Here is a 17989-nt window from a genome sequence, read left to right as displayed (position 1 = left end):
ATCGGGGGAAACAATGTGAATTTAAGGTGCGCAAACACAAAAAGCCCCGCGCCGGGAACGGCACGGGGTATAGAATGTGTTGAGAGATAAATTATTCAGAGGGCAGCGTGAACTGCAAACAGTGGATGGCCAGACGGAGCGTTCCAGACGTGAAATCCCCGCCTTCAGCCGTGAGGATAAGATCTTCACTGGAATAATAGGTCAAAGGTGTCCCAGTGAGGCCACGCAACCAACTGCCTTGAGCGGGCGACAGGCCGGAACCATAGCGGTTGGTGGACCCGGAAACACCCAAAGAGAACCCAGAGAGGCCCGACCCCGTAATATCGGCCAGTACACGGCCGGTGACGCCGTACACAACGGATTGCCCCGGAATAGCGTAGGCGGCATTGGACGTCGGCCCGGCAGAGAGCACATGATCTACCTCAATCACCTTTGAGATCATCCCCGCCCCATGCGCGGAAAGAGTCTGCATCCCGAGCACCCAACCGGCCCCATCGTGCCCCGCCCAACCGTTTTGATCGGCAACATAGGCCCGCATCCCCAAGCTGGCGGGTACAAAAGCCCAGCCGCCGTTAACGTAAAGCGCAATCGCGCCCTCCTGCCCAGCCCACTCATTCACAGCAGCCGCCCCCACCCCGTAGGCCTCCCCTTCTTGCGGGGTCAGCGGTGGTGTGTTGAGGGTGACCGATTGGAGCGTGAGTTGCAGCAACCCGTCGATCCGGGTCAGCGCCTCGTTTACGGTTACATGTTTTTGCGCTTGTGACGCTTGCAGCAGCGGCAATTCAAAGCGGGATGTGTCACTCATTGATCTCAATCCTTTGGAAGAGGCCCGGTCCGAAACTCTCAGACATCTGGGCAACATGGATTTCATACGCGCCGGTCACGCCGTCGCTGGTTTTCTGGCTAACGGAGTAGCTCCAATTTGGGGCCGCCACGACGCTTGCGCGCAGAATGGACCCGCCCTGAACGACCCGCACAACATAAAGCTCGGAGGCCTCGCCAAGCGGCACGTCGACCGATTGCCAACTGTCCCCGTCGATCCGTGTGCGCCGCACCCAAGTCAGTTCTGTGTCGCCCGAGAGGGCCATCTGGGCTTTGAGATGCGCCGGAGCGTAGGGGCGCAGGCCGATCCCATCGAAGGCTTCGACCAAATGCTGATAGCTTGGATCGTCATAGCCGCGTTGTGACGGGCCTATGCGGTAATGACGCGCGAGGCCACGAGCCGATTGGGCAATGTCGATTTGTCGAAGCGCCGAGTTCAACAGGACAAAGCGAGATCCTGCAGGCCAGCTTGCCATCAATCCATCGGTCCCCACCTGTCCACGCAAGCGCAACGACAGATCGTAGGTTTGCGGCGCAACCAATTCTGCAGTGGCAAACTGGAACACTTCCCAATTGCCAGACGATCCATCGCCAATCGCGGCGACATTGGCACCATTCAGAACATCAATGAGGCCGACCGAGGCCAGCTCTCCTTTGGTCAGCTTGACCCGCAAAGCCGCCCCCCGATCCCAAACCGCAGGCTCCGCACTCTCAAGCGCCGTTTGCGTCACACCAATGGTGGCCCAAGTTGGCAATAACGTGTTCAACTCATAGCCACTGTCTGATGCAGAGCCATAGACCGCTGCAGACCCCGGCCAGGGGTTTGCCGTGACCGCAACATGCGGCGCATGAGGCGTTTCATCCCCGGTCAAAAGCGGAAGATCCAAGAACAACGGATAGACCGGCACAGGGGCCGCAAACGGCTTGGCCTCAATGATGTCTTCAACCGCATCAGAGGGCACATAGATTTCTTGCTCGACCCGCACCGCTTCGATCTGTTGTAGATCACCAAATGTGGCATGATCGACCCGATACCGCAACGCGCCGTCCTCCGTGGTCACGGTGATCACATCACCAGCCCCATAAGAAAACAGCGATGGAGGGAGCGAAAATCGGGCCGTATCTCGCGCCACCCGCGATTCTGCCAACCATCGTTCCACAACCTGCCGCCCCTCTGAGCGCGTGAGAGCCAAAGGCAATTCAGATTGGGACACAAGCCGGCTTTGCTCATCCGGAAACATAGCCTCTTCGGCGCGGGCAGCATAATCCCCGTCCGCATCGACAAAGGTCAGCTTAACCCGTCCCGCCACTTCCGCTTCTGGGGCACGGGTCCGTTCCAGAACCCCGTCCAACTCATCGGAGACCGCCATTTGATCTTCGCTCAGCGCGACCTTTGCTTTGCCATCGCGAGATCGGAAAATCAGCCGACCTTCGCGTTCGATGGCCTCAAAGCCAAAGGCCAACATAAGCGGCTGCAACGCAGAGCGGGCCCCCGAGATGTCGCTGACGCTATAGCCACGCAAAACGCCCCATAGCTCACTCACGTCAAGTTCATAAACACCTGAACGCGCACAGATTTCTGTAACAACATCAGCCAAAGATCGCGACGTGCTGCGACCGTTCAACCAATGTCCTCTGGCGTAATTGTCACCATCACTCCAAACGGAGGCGACAGCCGGAAAAGCCGGATATGGTCGTCCGTCCCAAGCCCAAACATGGGCCCGGCTCATGTCGATCATTGGGCCACCATAAATGTCTGACATCGGGTTATGGCTCTCATCTTTCCAGTATTCCGTCATCGCCCGGACATACTGAAGCTGAATGAAATCATCTCGCCCCCCGGAAGAGTACTTTGGGAGTGCGCTTTCCGACGATTTAGCATCCAAAAACTTGTTGGGTTGATTGGTCGCCTTATCAATCGCGGCACAGCCCATTTCAGTAAACCAAATCGGCTTGGACCCAGGCACCCAGGCCGTGGATGTCTCATTGCGCACACCGCCGACCCGTTCGTGATGATCGTTCTGCCACCAGCCCCGAATGTCTTTGTAGCGCCAGACCCAATCTTCACCGTAAGTGCCATCTACAATCGGGGTGCGGATCTGTGCCTTGTCGTGCTCGTCAAACGCATAATACCAATCATACCCCTCACCGCCTTCAATGTTGGCTTTGAGATACTCGAGGTTATAGATCGCTCCATAACCCGCGTCAGCATGATCGTCGCCATCGCGCCAATCCGACAGCGGCATATAATTGTCGATCCCGATAAAGTCGATGTTTGCATCGGCCCAAAGAGGATCAAGATTGTAATAAAGATTACCCTCCGCTTGATGACCGAAATATTCAGACCAATCCGCCGCATAGCCAATCTTACATTGTGTTCCAAGGATACCGCGCACGTCTGCGGCAAGCTGGACCAAGGCGTCAACGGCAGGGAAACCAGCCGCACCACGAATACGCGTCAGAGACCGCATCTCTGAGCCGATACAAAATGCCTCAACCCCACCTGCCAGCGCACACAGATGAGCGTAATGCAGGATCATCCGACGATACGAAAACTCGGCTGGCCCCGTGTAAGACACGGTTGATCCGGAGGCTGTAAAATCCGTTGCCTGTGCGGTCCCCAAAAAGGCGGCAACCTCGGCATCTGCGGAGGCAGTGCCATCTGTGGTCCCCAAAATGCCGGGAGCCAAAGACGTGGTAATGCGCCCCCGCCAAGGCAGTGTCGGCTGTTCAAGCTCTCCCGTCCACGGATCAACCAAGCCATTGCCTGAAAGCTGATCCATCAGAATAAATGGATAAAACACAACCTCCTGCCCCGCATCATGCAGCGCATGAATGGCCTGAACCACGGACTGGTCTGTCGGCGTCCCGCCATATACAGACCGATCATCAGCATCACGCGGCACGAGGCTTGCAGAGCCACGCGACACCCCAGACACAGACCATGGCATGTTCGACGCATCCGCCTCCGCTTGCTCTACCTTCGGCTGTAGTTGACAGAATCCGCAGCGCAAATCATCCCCGAACCAAGACACCACAAGCGACGTCGATCGACAGGATTTCAACTCCTGCGACATTGCCGTCAAAGAGGTTGTGAAATCGGGTTGACCTGAGGCGGAATTGACGTTGGACGCTGAGACATCCCCCGCGCCGCCTTGCAAATACACAGGCGTCGTCGCCAACGCGTATTCCCCCGTCCCAGGGATCATCGCGACGGCTTCGATCAAATGGGTCAAATCGCTCTTTTGCCCCTCGGCCTGATCTGGACGCATCACCTCAAACGTAAACTGCGGCACCCGGTTGCCAAATGGCGTCAAATCAACGTCTTCAAGCACAACATAAGCAATGCCGCGATATGCGGGCACGTCGCCCGTCCCTTCCACCGCTTCCATCTTGGGATCTGGCAACTGATTTTCCGTACCTGCGTAAACGCGCATATTCAACGTGCTGACATCAATCTCAGTGCCATCGGCCCAGACCCGGCCCACACGAGAAATTTCACCTTCACATAGGGCAACCGCCAAAGACACCGAATAGCTATACTGCTTGACTGTCGGAGCGCTTGGAGTCCCTTTGCCCCCACCGCCCGATGTGGCAACATTCTCCTGAAATTCGGTCGCCCAAATCACCTGTCCACCTACGCGCATTCGCCCGTAAATCTGCGCAACAGGCGCTCCCTCGGAGGCACCCGTCAGACGGAACCGTTCCACCCGACCGGTTTCCACGGTCTGGCTTCCCGCGCCCATAAGTCGCTGGTCAATCGCACGCCCAAGTGTGGCCCCGATCGCACGACCAATGACCACAGAAGACAAGCCCAATACACCTCCGCCAACGGAGGCCCCAATCGCCGCGCCTGCGGCTGAAAGTACAATAGTTGCCATTACTTATCTCCCTTAAGTGGGAATGCAAAACAGGCCACAACACGCCTGCGCCATGGTGTGCTCAGAGCATTCTCAACGACGCCGTGACCGGAATAGGCATGAATGAATGAGGGGCTTTCGCCCACCCTTCCGACGATGCCAAGATGCTTGGCCACCGCTCCATCGCGCATTCGAAACAAAAGCACATCACCTGCGGCCATCTCGCTCACCGGCTTGGCAATGAGGTGCTGTTGAGCTGCATCCAAAAGCCGCTCTTCGTTCTGCGGCTCACTCCAATCTTTCGTGTAGGGCGGGATCATTTCAGGCTCTTCGCCATAGACCTCGCGCCAAATTCCACGCAATAGCCCAAGACAATCCGTCCCCGCCCCTTTGCAAGAGGCCTGATGCCGATAGGGCGTTCCAAGCCAGCTACGGGCACGATCTGCAATCGTCATATCCATCATTCTAGCCCCCAAAAACCGGAGTGCTTGGGTCACCAAAAATCGACCTGCGGCTGCCACCATCGTTGGTTTTGCCTTGGATCGGATAGCTGGCCAGCCAGTCTTCGCCCGGAATATGCGGAAACCCGCGAAAGTTTAGAAAGTTGTCAAACTTCAACCGACATGTCGCCGCGCGCCGATCACATCCTGCCTCAATCCGAATGAGGTCTCCGGGCGCGACCTCGGCTCTGAGCTCTTCCCAGAGTTCGATTGTCCGCCCATCCGCCGACAGGCGATCATTTTTGATCACCCCCACAAGGTTCGCGGCAGCACCCGTTTGAACACTCAACGCCCGCGTTCAAACCAACGGTCATCAAATCCCTCGAACGTAGAAAACGAAAATAACTTCCCTTTTTCAACGCGTTCTACCGCAACTTCGGCAAAATACCCCGGCTGATTGAGGTTAAACCCACAGCCTTCTGCGCCCAAAACCGCCGAACAACCGGGTTGATAGACCCGCCCTTGTGGCTGGTTGAGCTCTTCGGTCAAACCCCGTAGTTCCGCACGAAAACCGCCGGACACCCGTGTAATCTCGCCAAATGTCCCTTTAAACAACAGCACACGCTGATCCACGTCGGCCCAGTTCACAAGCCAAGAGCGCACCAGAGCGCCATCAAAGCGCCCAGCCCGAATGTCACTTTCTTGTACCGAGGCCGAACTCAACGCGCCCAGCGCCTCAGTGTTGTCAACCGACAGACCCGTGGATTGCTCAAGCGCATTGGCCGTAAGACCCGTATCCGCTTTAAAAACAAACCCGTCGAAACTCAGATCATTGTCATGATCGGTAAATCCATAGGTCTCACCATCGCGACGCACCAGCACCCAAGCGCGACACAGCGTCGTCGTCCCACTGGCCAAATGTGTTTGCAAATTTTCTGGAAAAGCCATCAGACTCGCACCTCCACAATCGGCACATTGGGCACTTCTCCGGCCTGAAATGACGCCACAGAGGTCGCGATCCGGTTGGTGTCGAACCGTACAGGCACGTCAAACTCATACCCGGCACTCACGACCGCGTTCTCCGCTGGCGGAGTGGTAAAGGTAATGATCCCCGTCAAGGTATCTACCTCCCAATCAATCGCTTCAAAAAGCTCCTGACCTTGCACACCCGCTTTAACCGTTCCCAACACCGGCTTCTTCAGCGGACGGACATAAACCGCGTCCCCTGACTGATAGCTCTTGGTGAGTTGGAATTGCGTGGTTTCGCCATCGCCATAGGCGACAATCTGATCCTCAAATCCGACGGCCGCAGAGGCCCGACATGTCTTGTAATCCGACCAGTCTTTCCATCGAAACCCGTAGAGTTGCCCTTGCCGCGCCTCAAAAAACGCGATGAGCAATTCGATATCATCCAAGGACCGCATCCCAAGCCCCGCGTCGTACCGCCGACGGGAGTGTGCCCATGGGGTGTTGCGTTCTTCAAAGCCGTTTGCCAACGTCACAACATCGGTGCGCCGTTCTGGTCCCCCAACGGACCCAAAGCTCAGGTTCGCCGGAAATCTCACATCATGAAAACCCATAGGTGTTCCCCTCCATTCGAATGGCGGTTGAGGCCGGTCCCGGCCCGTATTGCGTTATTGATTGCGTTGACCACGGCCCAGCGCACGGCTGAGCTGCGCCGCCACTTGGCTTTGACTGCGCCGAAAACCTTCGACATCCGGCGTGGTGATATTCATCGTGACATTGACTGGGCTGCTTGACCCTGATGCCTGAACGCCCAATTTACCATTGGCCCCGCGCGTCAGTGGCATGATCGCCTCCGCTCCCGCTTCGCCCATAAGACCCGTGCCGCCGCGCATCGGGAAATAAGTCGGGCTGGACACAACGCCGCCCTTGGCAAAGGGCATCACATTGCCCTGTGCAAAAGCCTCGCCCTTTTCAAACGGCATTAGGCCCCGAATGATACTCTCAAGCCCGGAGCCCAGCACCGAACCCACATGGCTCGTCACCGGCTTCAATGCCGCATTGTAAGCCGCATCCAACATCGACGTGCCAACGCCCTTGAGCGCCTGTGCCAGCGTGTCGCCATCAAACACCAAGCCATCAATCGCCTTTTTCAAGCCTCGGGAAATCCCGCGCTCAAGTGCGGACACCTCACGCTGAGTCTCGGCCACCGTTGCCTGAAGCCGAACCATCTCTTGGTTGAATGCCGCCGCCATCGCCTCGGCACCGCCAATGGCGCTTTCCATCTGCGTGACCTTGTCTTCAAAGGCGTCAAGGCCATTTACATCTGTGCCGTTGATCTCAGCCATCGTCTTGCCCTTTCATTGCGCCTTCGTCGGGGAAGGCTTTGGCCAATTCATCGAGCCGGGTGCGGCCCATCGGTGCGGTGCTGCTTCCTGTGCCCAACATCAGCAACAGTTCGGCAGGCGTCAGCCGCCAGAACTCATCGGGTTTCAACCCAAGCCCCCGGATGCCGATCCGCATCAGCGCGGGCCAATCGACCCCCCCCTTATCTGTCATCAGGCTCATTTGCCCCCCCTCATCCAGGCACCATAAAGGCCCGCGTGATCAGCTCTGCGCCAACCCGCGCCGCCTCAAGCGGCCCACCTTCGATCTCTGCCGTCAGAATGTCGTCATAGCGCCCCTTCCAGCCGCCGCCGCGCAGGCCCGCCACAACAACACGCAGCACATCCGCGGACGAAAACCGACCCGCCTCATAGCGCTCGACCAACTCCACCAACGTGTCCGTCTGCAGACCCGCCTCGAGTTCCGCCAACGCCCCAAGCGTGAGCTTCAGAACATGACGTTCACCATCGAGCGTCAGCGCCACTTCACCTTGAAAGGGGTTCGCCATGACTTACACCGCCGTAAAGGTCAGTTGACCCGCCGATGACATCGCCAGCTCATAGGTGGCCTCGCCATTGTAAGAGCCGGCGTATTCGATAGAGGTCAGTTGAAACGCCCCTTCGACAACGCCAAAATTCGGGATGATCACCTGAAAATTGGGCACTTCACCGTCAAAGAAAATCTGGCGTGCGCGTTCATCCGTGCTTTGGTCCTTAAACACACCAGAACCCGAAATCGTGGCACTCTTCACCCCGGCACCACCGAGGAGTTCTCGCCAACCGCCGGAACTTTCCAGCGAGGTCACATCCACGCTTTCTGCGTTGAATGAAATCCGCGTCGCCCGCAGCCCCGCAATGGTTTCGAAAGAGCCGGAGCCAGTCATATCCAGCTTAATGAGAAGGTCTTTGCCGTTTTGAGCAGCCATGGTCGTGTACTCCGTCTTGGAATAATCAGTTGTCTTCAACACGCGCGCGGAATTTCAAATCAATCCTGCGCACATCACTGTCCTGAACGCGCCGGGCCTTGGCCGACACGAAATAGAGCCCAACGAGCACACCGCGGCTCAACGCAAGATCCGCATCGACAAGCACGTCGGAAATGGCCGTGGCCACCTGTTTTGCCGTCAAAAAACCCGCCGTATCCGCCACCACGGACACCGTGAACTCGTGGCGCGCCCCCGCTCCGGTTTTGTCAGACGCATCTGTCACGTCCTCCGGGCCAAGGCTCACATACAAAGAGGGCAAGGTGCCGGTCGGGGCCGCATCGTAAATCGCGCTGCCCACCATCCCCGTCAGCGTCGCATCGGCTACAAGCGCCTGATACACCGCTGTCTGCAAAGCTGCCGCAACACCGTAACTCATGACGCCACCTCCTCACGCGCATTGCAGGTCAGGTAATGCCCCTGCGGATCAAGCTCCGTCACGGACAGGATGCGAAACATCCGCCCGCCTTCGACAAAGCGTTGATCGGGTTTCGGACGTCGGGGCGATCCAACCGGGGCGCCCCGTACGATGATCTTCATCGGCACTCGGCTCACGGTTAGAAAATCCTCTGAGGTCTCAGACCCTGTTCCCGACTGAATGGACGCCCAGAGCGTGCCAACCTGTGCCCAGGTCTCAACATAACCACCCGCCCCGTCGGAGACCCGGTTGGCCTCCTCCAAAACGAGTTTGCGATTAAGGTGAACGACGTCTGCCATCACAAACGCCCTCCAAACAGACGCAGGTTGCGATAGCGCTCAAGCAGGGCATTCACGCCAAAAGGCATCGTTGCCTCACCCACCGCCGTCTCATGGCGGTGTTCGTAATAATGCGACGCCAAAAGCATCACGGCCTGCGCAATATCTGCGGGCAAATCGCCCCAAGCATTTGCAAACCCGGCCGTAAATTCAATCCGCGCTTGTCCGGCGACCGGGATTTGCGGCAACACGAACCCTGTCGAGACAAGCCGGGGGCGGTGCATATCCTGCTCCAGCACATATTTGGCTGGGTCAATCGTAGTTTCCGCGCCCAAACGATCCGTAATCACAAAAGCAGTGATCGCACGGACCGGAGCGACAGGAAGCCCCTGCGCGCCAAGATCACGCCACGCCGACAGCGTATAGGTGTAGTCGCGAATGATCAGAACCTTGTTGGTCCGCGCCTCGACAGCCGCCATCGCCGCCCGTAGGAACGTCTCAAGGACCCCGTCCTGAACCCCATCATCGCCGAACCCGGTGCCCAGTCTCAAATGATCTTTGAATTCAGCGACCGGCAATGCCGCGCTTGGCACCTGGGTCTGCTCCATTAACATCATGGTACATCTCCGTTTCCGGGTCCCCCTGGTTGCAGTGAGTATGGATGCGCGTCCCCCCTTGTTGCTCGGACGGAGGGGGAGCAGCTAGACAACACGGGCTTTATGGGGCGCGCATCCATTGCCCATGACCTCACCGATGCGGTGCGGCCATGGGCACGTCTTCAAACGATCTTAGGAGACCGAGAACTTCAGCAGTTTGATCGCTGCAAAGTCAGACACGTCACCGCCCACGCGCTTGGTGGCATAGAACAGCACATGCGGCTTGGCCGAGAACGGATCGCGCAGGATGCGCACGTCCGGGCGTTCGGCAACGGTGTAGCCCGAGGCAAAATCACCAAAGGCAATTGCAGCCGCATCAGAGGCGATGTCCGACATATCTTCCGCGATCAAAACCGGGTAGCCCATCAAACGCGCCGGTTCGCCAGCGGCAAGGCTGTCAGACCACAAGAAACGGCCATCCGCATCTTTGAGCTTGCGCACTTGGCCCGCGGTTTTCGAATTCATCACAAAGGTGCCATTGGCGCGGTACTGTGCGCCCAACGCATAGACCAGCTCCACAATCGCATCCGCCGGATTGGCCGCATCAAACGCGCCATCGGTGCCGGTGGCGACATAGCCAAGGCTGCCCCAAGCCCAGCTGTCATTGGCCACTTGTGCGTGCGCCAAAAAGCCGGTCGGTTTATCAACGCCATCACCGTTGATAAAGGCAGACGCCTCAGCACTGGCGAATTTGTCGGCAATGCGACCGGCAAGCCACGCGTCAATGTCAAACGCAGAGTCGTCCAACAGACGTTGAGAGGCCTTCGGCAAAGCCGACAGCTCAAACAGTGGGATCGAAATACGGTCGATGGTCGGCGTGGAAGTTTCACCCACGGCGCCAGTTTCCGTGATCCAACCCGAGCCAATATCCGTGGTGTCGATCAGCACGTCATAAGAGGTCGCTTCGACATTCACCACAGTCGCGATGGACCGGATAGACGCGGTGGATTTCAGCACCGATTTGATCACGTCAGAGGTCTGCGGGTCCACAAGATAGCCACCGTCGCCATTGATGGCGGTGGACATGGATTTGCCTTCGAGTTCGACGCCACGCAACGCGTCATCGTCGCCGTTGCGCACATAGGTCACAAAAGCCGATTTGTGGGACATGTCCACATCACGCGCTGCGGACAGGGCCGGACGGCCAAAGGTGTGGGATTTACGATCAAGCATGGTCAGTCGCTCTTCCTGTTCTTGAAGTTTAGATTTGATTTCGATTTGAAAGTCTTTGAGATCACTTACGAATTCGGCCAACGCGGTCTTCACCTCGGTGGCCGGTCCGGTCCCAATATGGGCCCCGGTTTGGGCACCAAACTGGCCCCCCTTATAGGCCGAGGTCTCGGACATACCGGTCCCGGCCTGAAAGCCGCCTTGGGCCTTCATCTCGGTTTTGCTCATCCAAACAATCCTTCGTTGTTGTGTTGGGTATCGCGGGTGACTGCGCTGGCGTTAGCTCTCGCTGGCCAGCTGCTTGCGGGCTCTGGTAAAAGCGTCCGCAAGGTCACGCAGCATCGTCTCGGTCGCATACGGGTCATCCCCCTTTGCCTCCGTGCTCAACCGCGCTTCGGGAAGCATCGGAAATGTCACCAAAGACACCTCCCAAAGTTCCAGTTCGGACAAAAGGCGCGCGCCTTTCGCGTCCTTTTGCGCCTTCACGGTGCGGTATCCGATCGACAACCCGTCAATCGCCCCCGCCTCGATCAGCGCCACCGCTTCGCGACCTCTTGCAACGTCGGTCAGCAGGCGTCCCTTGACATAGAGCCCGCGCGCGTCTTCACGCACCTCGTCCCAAATGCCGATGGGCTGGCTCGGATCATGCTGCCACAGCATCTTCACCGAACGACCCTTCGATTTCAGCGTTTTGAGAGACGTGGCATAGGCCCCTTTCAAAACGACATCGCCGCCTTGATCTGTCAGCCCAAAGAACGAGGCATAGCCTTCGATCTCGACCCCATCCGTCACCACAATATCTTCGCCCAACCGGCTAAACTTGTGCTCAAGACCGCCTTGAAACTCCTTGTTCATCTCAGTTCCCCTCATCTTCTTGGGCCTGATCCTCAGCCTTTGGTGAAGCGGATTCCGCAGCCAAGGGCGGCAGACCCAACATCGCGCGCTTCTCTTCGGGTGTGAGGAAATCGGCACTCGCCACCCGGTTCCATTGCGCGTCGCGTTCACTCGACAGCGCGGAGACCTGATCAAGGTCGGGTTTCAGCTCAATCGCCTCCCCCGTGCGCTCAGACAACCAATGCCCGATCGCCGCCGTCACCTTGCTCACCATCGGCAGCACCGTCAGACGATAAAACGCCCGGTTCGCCTCTTGGTAATTCGAATAGGTCATGTCACCGGGGATGCCCAAAAGCATCGGCGGCACCCCAAAGGCCAGGGCGATCTCGCGTCCCGCGGCCTCTTTGGTCTTTTGAAATTCCATGTCGGAGGGGCTGAACCCCATCGGTTTCCAATCAAGCCCCCCTTCCAACAACATTGGCCGACCCGCATTGCGCGCGCCTGATGATGGCTCTCCATCTCGCTGAGCAACCGATCATATTGATCCGCCCCCATCGACGCCTGACCGTCCACGCCTTTGTAGACAATCGCGCCCGAAGGCCGGGCCGCATTGTCCAAAAGGCTTTTCGACCAACGCGAGGCCGAATTATGCACATCAATCGCCGTCGCCGCCGCCTGGATCGGGGACAGCCCGTAATGATCATCCGTCGGGTGAAAGGTCTTGATGTGACAAATCGAGGAATGCCCGTCGATCACGTCAAACCGGTGCTTGCGCCCGCCCACCGCATATTCATAGGCAACCGGCCAACCATCCGCACCGGGCACAAGGTTCATCCGGTCCGAGCGCAACACATGCAACTCCTGCGGTGCCGTGCCCCAGTCGCCAACCGCCTCAAGGTAAGCGTTGCCCGACAGCAAAAGCTGGGCATAGAGCGCCTCAAACAATTCCGCCCGGCCCTGTGCCGGATTGGGACGCGAAATCACCGACAAAAGCGGATGCACGTCATACCGCGCCTCTGCATCCTGCATCACCAAAGGCAATGCCGCCGCCGCTTCCGCAATCAATTTGACCGAGCGAAACCCAACCGGATTGCCGATAAACCCCACCCGCGTCAACGTCACCGTATCGCGCGGGCTCCAGGCCACGCGGCCCACGCCGGAAACCGACGCCACAACCGGCCCGGTCGCCGAGGCCTTCATCTCGGGCATCTCGGGTGCGCCCCGCTTCAGAAAGTCAAACACCATATCCGTGTCTCTCCTCATCTCTTGTCCGGCGATGCCGCTGTGGCATCCATGCCTCCACTGTGCGCGGCCCGCAAAGAACCCCGCCAAGCCTTGGCTGTTACTCTCGATTGTTTCGGCCTCGTGGCATCACGCATCCGGGCACTTGCCCCGTTCGCCTGACGCACACGAGGCCCGGAAAGGGAGCATGATGGGATCTTTCAACCTCACCAAACCTGTCGTGGCGCCCGCGCCTCCCCGAGACCTCTTGCGGGCTCTCCCGCCCCTCAGGACCCTTGATGTGTCCATCACTGCGCCTTCGGTAAAAACGTTCTAAACGACAGGGTAAAAGAAGTTCTAAGCAGGCCGCGCGCTGCTCCGCGTGACACGCAACACCTAACCAAGCGTCCGTATCCGTGGCCGCAAATGCCCCGCCGCAGGCACAATCATCAACTCATGCACCGCCCAGACCAGCGCATCCAAACGGTCCGGGCTTCCGGGCGCTTGAAACCCTTGTGCCGTCATCTTGATCATCTGGTCTTCCAGCGCGTCCAACCCGCCCCAAACATGCCTGACCCGGCCCTGATCATAGAGCGCGGCCACAGGCTCCGCCCGCGCGGCCTTGCCCCGCGTCGCGCGCACCGATTTATACGGCACCATCGGATCAATCTGCCGCAACACGGTCTCGACCAAATCGCCGCCTTGGTTTACCTCCGCCACGATCTTGTCACCCTCCCAGCGCGCCAACGCATCAATCGCCGCCTTGGCCCACACGGTCGGGGACGACGCCGACACCGTCGCGTCCTCCAACACATAGGCCCGCCAATTCTGTGGCGCGCCTTGGGTCACGGCACCCACCACGACGATCCCGCATTCGTCCGATCCCGCATGGCCGGTCACCGGCGGGTCCACCGCCACGACGATCCGGTCAAACTCCGGCAAATCGCCCGCGCGCATCTCTTCAAGCCGGGCCAAAGACCACAGCGCGCCCTCTTCCTCGTCGATCAATACGCCGTCCAGTTCCTGCCGCCCCAATCGTGTCCCCGCATAGCGTGTTTTCACCTCTTCGAGGAACGACGCCGCCAAATTCGCTGCATTCGCCTCTGTCGTCGCATGGGTCGAGACTGTCGAGGACCGTTGCAACAGCGTTTTCAAAATCGCGATGTTGCGCGGCGTCGTTGTCACCACCGCGCGCGGATCATCGCCCAAGCGCAGGCCGAACTGCAGCATGTCCCACGCCTCTTGCGGCTTTTTCCATTTCGCCAATTCGTCGATCCAGGCCGCATCAAACTGCGGCCCCCGCAATGCCTCCGGGTCATTGCCTGAAAACACCGTCGCCTCCGCCCCATTGGGCCACACCAGCGTGCGCCGCGTTGCCACCCATTTCGGACGCCGATCCGGCGGGCTACAGGCCAAAATTCCGCTATCGCCAAACACCATCACCTCGCGCGCCTGATCATAGGTCTCGCCGACCAAGGCCACGCGTTTGGCCCGCCCCGGATCACAGGCCCGCGATCCTTCCACCATCGCGCGCACCCATTCGGACCCGGCCCGTGTCTTGCCCGCACCGCGTCCGCCCAAAATCACCCAGGTGCGCCAATCGCCCTCGGGCGGCAATTGGTGATCCAATGCCCAAGCCTCAAACAAAAAAGGGAGCGCCAAAAGCGCCCCCTCATCGAGATCATTGAGAAATTGGTCCTGAACCTCTCGCGGCTCTGAGGCGACCCAGGCCATCAAGGACCTGAGATCGGGCTGCGTCAAGATCAAGTTCTCCGCCCCCAAGCTCTCCGGTTTTGCGTTTGTGGTCATCGAGACGCTTCCTTTCCTCAAACGAAATATTCAGCGCTTTGTTCAGATCCGCCATATGTTTGGCGATCTCGCTCGCCGATTTCGGATCGCCGGCACGCACGCCGTCAATGGCATCGTGAATGGCCCGGATCGCCCGGATCACGCTCTCATTTGCAATCTCGACCAGACTGTCGAGATTGCGGTCATCCCCCACAGATGAAGTCTCTACTTTCATAGGATCTGCCTCTCATGCATTGAATCTCCGCACGAGAGAGGCGAGCGCTTTGATATGGACGGTCCCGCGGGATCGCCCCAAAGAAAAAGCAGCCCATCGCGCGCGCCCCCTCAGGCACCCACTCTGGCCGCTTCACCCACGTCTTCTAGCATGCCATAAGGCTGCCATAAAATCGTTCTCACGTCAAGTTATTTAATACTTTCAATAAGTTAACCAACAGAACTCTCGAATTTCCGCACCATTAACCTTTTGCGTTCCCACGCCTTTCCCTCTGAAAACAAACGCGTAATCAAACATCACCGCGCGCATAGGAGCGAAGATGAAAGATCCTTACGACGTCCGGCTTACCGCCAATGTTTTTACACTCGGTCCCTCAAAACGAAAAAAGGCGCAATGAACGCGCCCTTCTCTAAATTATATTAAAGCGCCACGCCATAAACCCGTGTTTCAGGTTTGTGGCATGGCGCTTTAATGACTTACTGACTCGCTCTTTGTGCCTCGATCTCGCGCCATTTCACAACATTGGCGTTGTGTTCGGCCAAGGTCTCGGCAAAGGCATGCCCGCCCGTGCCATCCGCCACAAAGAACAGGTAAGGCGTCGTATCCGGGTTCACCGCCGCCTCCAAGGAGGCAAGCCCCGGATTGGCAATCGGTCCCGGCGGCAAGCCCTCGACCACATAGGTGTTATAGGGCTGTCAGATTGCAACTCAGATTGCCGCAAACCACGCCCCAAAACACCCACACCATTGGTCACGCCGTAAATCACCGTCGGATCGGTCTGCAACCGCATGCCACGTTTCAAGCGGTTCTCAAACACCGACGCAACCTGACGCCGCTCTTCCGCCACGCCGGTCTCTTTCTCGATGATCGACGCCAGGGTCAGCATTTCTTCCGGCGTCTCAAACGGCAGACCCTCGGTGCGCTGCGCCCAGATCGTATCAATCCGCATCTGCTGCGACTCTTGCATCCGCGCGATCAACTCATCCACGTCAGAGTCCGCACGCACCTCATAGCTGTCAGGAGCCAACATGCCCTCTTTCGGCATCTCCTCACCCTCAACGCTGCCGCTGAGGAAATCCGCCTGTTTCAGGCTCTCCACCACGCGCCACACCGTCGTCCCCTCGGCCACCAACACGCGATACCGTGTGTCCGCCTCACCACGCACCTTGGTATAGGCCTCAGGCGTCGCAACGCCCTCTTCGCCCGGCTGAAACTCAACCGTTTCAACATAGGCCGAGGTCGCCGGATCCAACTGTCGCACCTGCATCTGGGCGCGGTTCACCCCAATCCGGTACACCACTTCGGTGCCACAGGTGGAAGCCCCGCCACGGGTAATCAAATCGGTGATCTGCGCCATCGACGCCCCTTCCGGCACCAAAAACGACCCGGCTTTCAACTGCTGCGCTTTGTCGGAATAATCCGCGCCAATGCGGAAAATCGACGGATATGAAATCGCGCCTTTTGAGGCCAGATCATCCGACACCCGGCGCATCGTTGACCCGGAGGGCACGCGCAAACACACCGCCTGCTCCAACGGACCCGCCGCTGTATATTCCCGCTTGCCCCATGCAATCACACCCGCAAACGCGATTAGCACCACAATCAAAAGTGTCAGCGCATTCGAGGCGATAGACCTCCACATCAATCTGTCACCTTCTTCAACACCAGCGAGGCATTGGTGCCGCCAAAGCCAAAGGAGTTGGACAGCGCCACATTGATCTCACGCTCGCGTTTCGCGTTCGGCGCCAAATCCAACACCGGCTCCACCGCCGGGTTTTCAAGGTTGATCGTTGGCGGTGCCACCTGATCACGGATCGCCAGGACACAGAAAATCGCCTCAACAGCCCCCGCAGCCCCCAAAAGGTGGCCGATGGAGGATTTTGTCGAGGACATGGTGGTTTTCGCCGCCGCATCCCCCAAAAGCCGCTCCACAGCCGCCAATTCAATCGTATCCGCCATGGTCGATGTGCCGTGGGCGTTGATGTAATCCACGTCTTTGGGTTCAAGCCCGGCGCGGTTCAGCGCCGCTTGCATCGCCCGGAACCCGCCGTCCCCATCGGAGGCCGGTGCAGTGATGTGATAGGCATCGCCCGACAGGCCATAGCCGACGATCTCCGCATAAATCTTCGCGCCGCGCGCTTTGGCGTGCTCATATTCTTCCAACACCACAATGCCCGCGCCCTCGCCCATGACAAAGCCGTCACGGTCATCGTCATAGGGCCGCGACGCCTTTGCCGGATCATCGGAGCGTTTGGTCGAAAGCGCCTTACAGGCGTTAAAGCCCGCGATGCCCAATTCGCAAATTGCTGCTTCCGCACCGCCCGCAACCATCACCTCCGCGTCGCCCCACTGAATGAGACGCGCCGCATCGCCAATCGCATGTGCGCCCGTCGAACAGGCGGTCACGACCGAATGGTTCGGGCCTTTAAACCCGTAGCGGATCGACACTTGGCCCGAGATCAGGTTGATCAAAGAGCCCGGAATAAAGAACGGCGAAATCCGCCGCGGGCCTTTTTCTTTCAGCAAAACCGCCGCATCTGCAATCGACGACAGACCGCCAATGCCCGAGCCAATCAACACACCGGTGCGCAGACGATCTTCCTCGTCTTCCGGCTTCCATCCTGCATCGGTCAGCGCCTGTTCAGCCGCCGCAATGCCAAAAAGGATGAAATCGTCGACCTTTTTGCGCTCTTTGTTCGACATCCAATCTTCGGGGTTGAACGTCCCGTTGGTGCCATCGCCGATTTTCACCTCACAGGCGTAATCGGTGGCCAAATGGCTCGCGTCAAACCGCTGAATCGTGCCCCCGGCCGATTCCCCCGCCAACAGGCGCGTCCATGTTTCCTCAACACCGCACGCCAGCGGCGAAACCATCCCAAGTCCTGTGACAACTACTCGGCGCATTCTGGCCCCCTCATTTTGATCAGCCCTTCAAT

General features: G+C 58.5%; 16 protein-coding genes and 3 pseudogenes. All 19 read right to left on the bottom strand.

Annotated features, from left to right (window positions below; all coding sequences use genetic code 11):
* Positions 1-91: 91 nt before the first annotated feature.
* Positions 92-805, bottom strand: a complete 714-nt coding sequence (locus C8029_RS02325) for a DUF2793 domain-containing protein (protein WP_009571370.1) — start codon at positions 803-805, stop codon at positions 92-94.
* Positions 798-4703: a baseplate multidomain protein megatron gene (locus C8029_RS02320; RefSeq protein WP_009571371.1), complete on the bottom strand. Its 3906-nt coding sequence runs from the start codon at positions 4701-4703 to the stop codon at positions 798-800. The genes C8029_RS02325 and C8029_RS02320 overlap by 8 nt, the downstream gene beginning before the upstream one ends.
* Complete coding sequence (locus C8029_RS02315) at positions 4703-5143, bottom strand: NlpC/P60 family protein (RefSeq protein ID WP_009571372.1); 441 nt, start codon at positions 5141-5143, stop codon at positions 4703-4705. Before C8029_RS02315 ends, C8029_RS02320 begins: the two co-directional genes overlap by 1 nt.
* Before the next feature lie 4 nt (positions 5144-5147).
* Positions 5148-6070, bottom strand: a pseudogene (locus tag C8029_RS02310) (phage/gene transfer agent baseplate hub protein).
* The gene (locus tag C8029_RS02305) at positions 6070-6702 is read right to left on the bottom strand and encodes a DUF2460 domain-containing protein (protein ID WP_009571374.1); all 633 of its coding nucleotides are present in this window, start codon (positions 6700-6702) and stop codon (positions 6070-6072) included. The pseudogene C8029_RS02310 and the gene C8029_RS02305 overlap by 1 nt, the downstream one beginning before the upstream one ends.
* Before the next feature lie 54 nt (positions 6703-6756).
* Complete coding sequence (locus tag C8029_RS02300) at positions 6757-7434, bottom strand: RcGTA-type gene transfer agent tail tape measure protein (RefSeq protein ID WP_009571375.1); 678 nt, start codon at positions 7432-7434, stop codon at positions 6757-6759.
* A complete protein-coding gene (locus tag C8029_RS02295; RefSeq protein ID WP_009571376.1) occupies positions 7427-7654 on the bottom strand; it encodes a rcc01693 family protein in 228 nt (75 codons plus the stop codon). Before C8029_RS02295 ends, C8029_RS02300 begins: the two co-directional genes overlap by 8 nt.
* 10 nt (positions 7655-7664) lie before the next feature.
* On the bottom strand, positions 7665-7979 hold the full coding sequence (locus C8029_RS02290; protein ID WP_009571377.1) for a gene transfer agent family protein: 315 nt from the start codon (positions 7977-7979) through the stop codon (positions 7665-7667).
* 3 nt (positions 7980-7982) lie between these two features.
* Positions 7983-8396 carry a phage major tail protein, TP901-1 family gene (locus C8029_RS02285; protein WP_009571378.1) on the bottom strand — a complete coding sequence of 138 codons (414 nt, stop codon included), beginning with the start codon at positions 8394-8396 and terminating at the stop codon, positions 7983-7985.
* Between the two features lie 25 nt (positions 8397-8421).
* Positions 8422-8832 carry a DUF3168 domain-containing protein gene (locus C8029_RS02280; RefSeq protein WP_009571379.1) on the bottom strand — a complete coding sequence of 137 codons (411 nt, stop codon included), beginning with the start codon at positions 8830-8832 and terminating at the stop codon, positions 8422-8424.
* Complete coding sequence (locus C8029_RS02275) at positions 8829-9170, bottom strand: head-tail adaptor protein (RefSeq protein WP_009571380.1); 342 nt, start codon at positions 9168-9170, stop codon at positions 8829-8831. Before C8029_RS02275 ends, C8029_RS02280 begins: the two co-directional genes overlap by 4 nt.
* Positions 9170-9766 carry a head-tail connector protein gene (locus C8029_RS02270; protein WP_009571381.1) on the bottom strand — a complete coding sequence of 199 codons (597 nt, stop codon included), beginning with the start codon at positions 9764-9766 and terminating at the stop codon, positions 9170-9172. The genes C8029_RS02275 and C8029_RS02270 overlap by 1 nt, the downstream gene beginning before the upstream one ends.
* Positions 9767-9937: 171 nt before the next feature.
* Positions 9938-11152: a phage major capsid protein gene (locus C8029_RS02265; RefSeq protein WP_081583683.1), complete on the bottom strand. Its 1215-nt coding sequence runs from the start codon at positions 11150-11152 to the stop codon at positions 9938-9940.
* Between the two features lie 102 nt (positions 11153-11254).
* Positions 11255-11830 carry an HK97 family phage prohead protease gene (locus C8029_RS02260; RefSeq protein ID WP_009571383.1) on the bottom strand — a complete coding sequence of 192 codons (576 nt, stop codon included), beginning with the start codon at positions 11828-11830 and terminating at the stop codon, positions 11255-11257.
* Position 11831: 1 nt separating this feature from the next.
* Positions 11832-13054 (bottom strand): annotated as a pseudogene (locus C8029_RS02255) (phage portal protein).
* A gap of 372 nt (positions 13055-13426) precedes the next feature.
* Entirely contained in the window at positions 13427-14764 is a 1338-nt protein-coding gene (locus C8029_RS02250; RefSeq protein ID WP_152002137.1) for a DNA-packaging protein, read from the bottom strand.
* Positions 14712-15053, bottom strand: a complete 342-nt coding sequence (locus tag C8029_RS22230) for a hypothetical protein (protein WP_152002136.1) — start codon at positions 15051-15053, stop codon at positions 14712-14714. Before C8029_RS22230 ends, C8029_RS02250 begins: the two co-directional genes overlap by 53 nt.
* A 476-nt stretch (positions 15054-15529) precedes the next feature.
* Positions 15530-16695: pseudogene (gene mltG, locus C8029_RS02240) on the bottom strand (endolytic transglycosylase MltG).
* On the bottom strand, positions 16695-17957 hold the full coding sequence (gene fabF, locus C8029_RS02235) for a beta-ketoacyl-ACP synthase II (RefSeq protein WP_107719097.1): 1263 nt from the start codon (positions 17955-17957) through the stop codon (positions 16695-16697). The pseudogene mltG and the gene fabF overlap by 1 nt, the downstream one beginning before the upstream one ends.
* Positions 17958-17989 lie beyond the last annotated feature (32 nt).

The organism is Roseobacter sp. TSBP12 (assembly GCF_009129705.1).
GTDB classification, from domain to species: Bacteria; Pseudomonadota; Alphaproteobacteria; order Rhodobacterales; family Rhodobacteraceae; genus Celeribacter; species Celeribacter baekdonensis_A.
The sequence above is the reverse complement of the archived record's forward strand: the minus strand, read 5'-3'. Positions and strand labels throughout refer to the sequence as shown.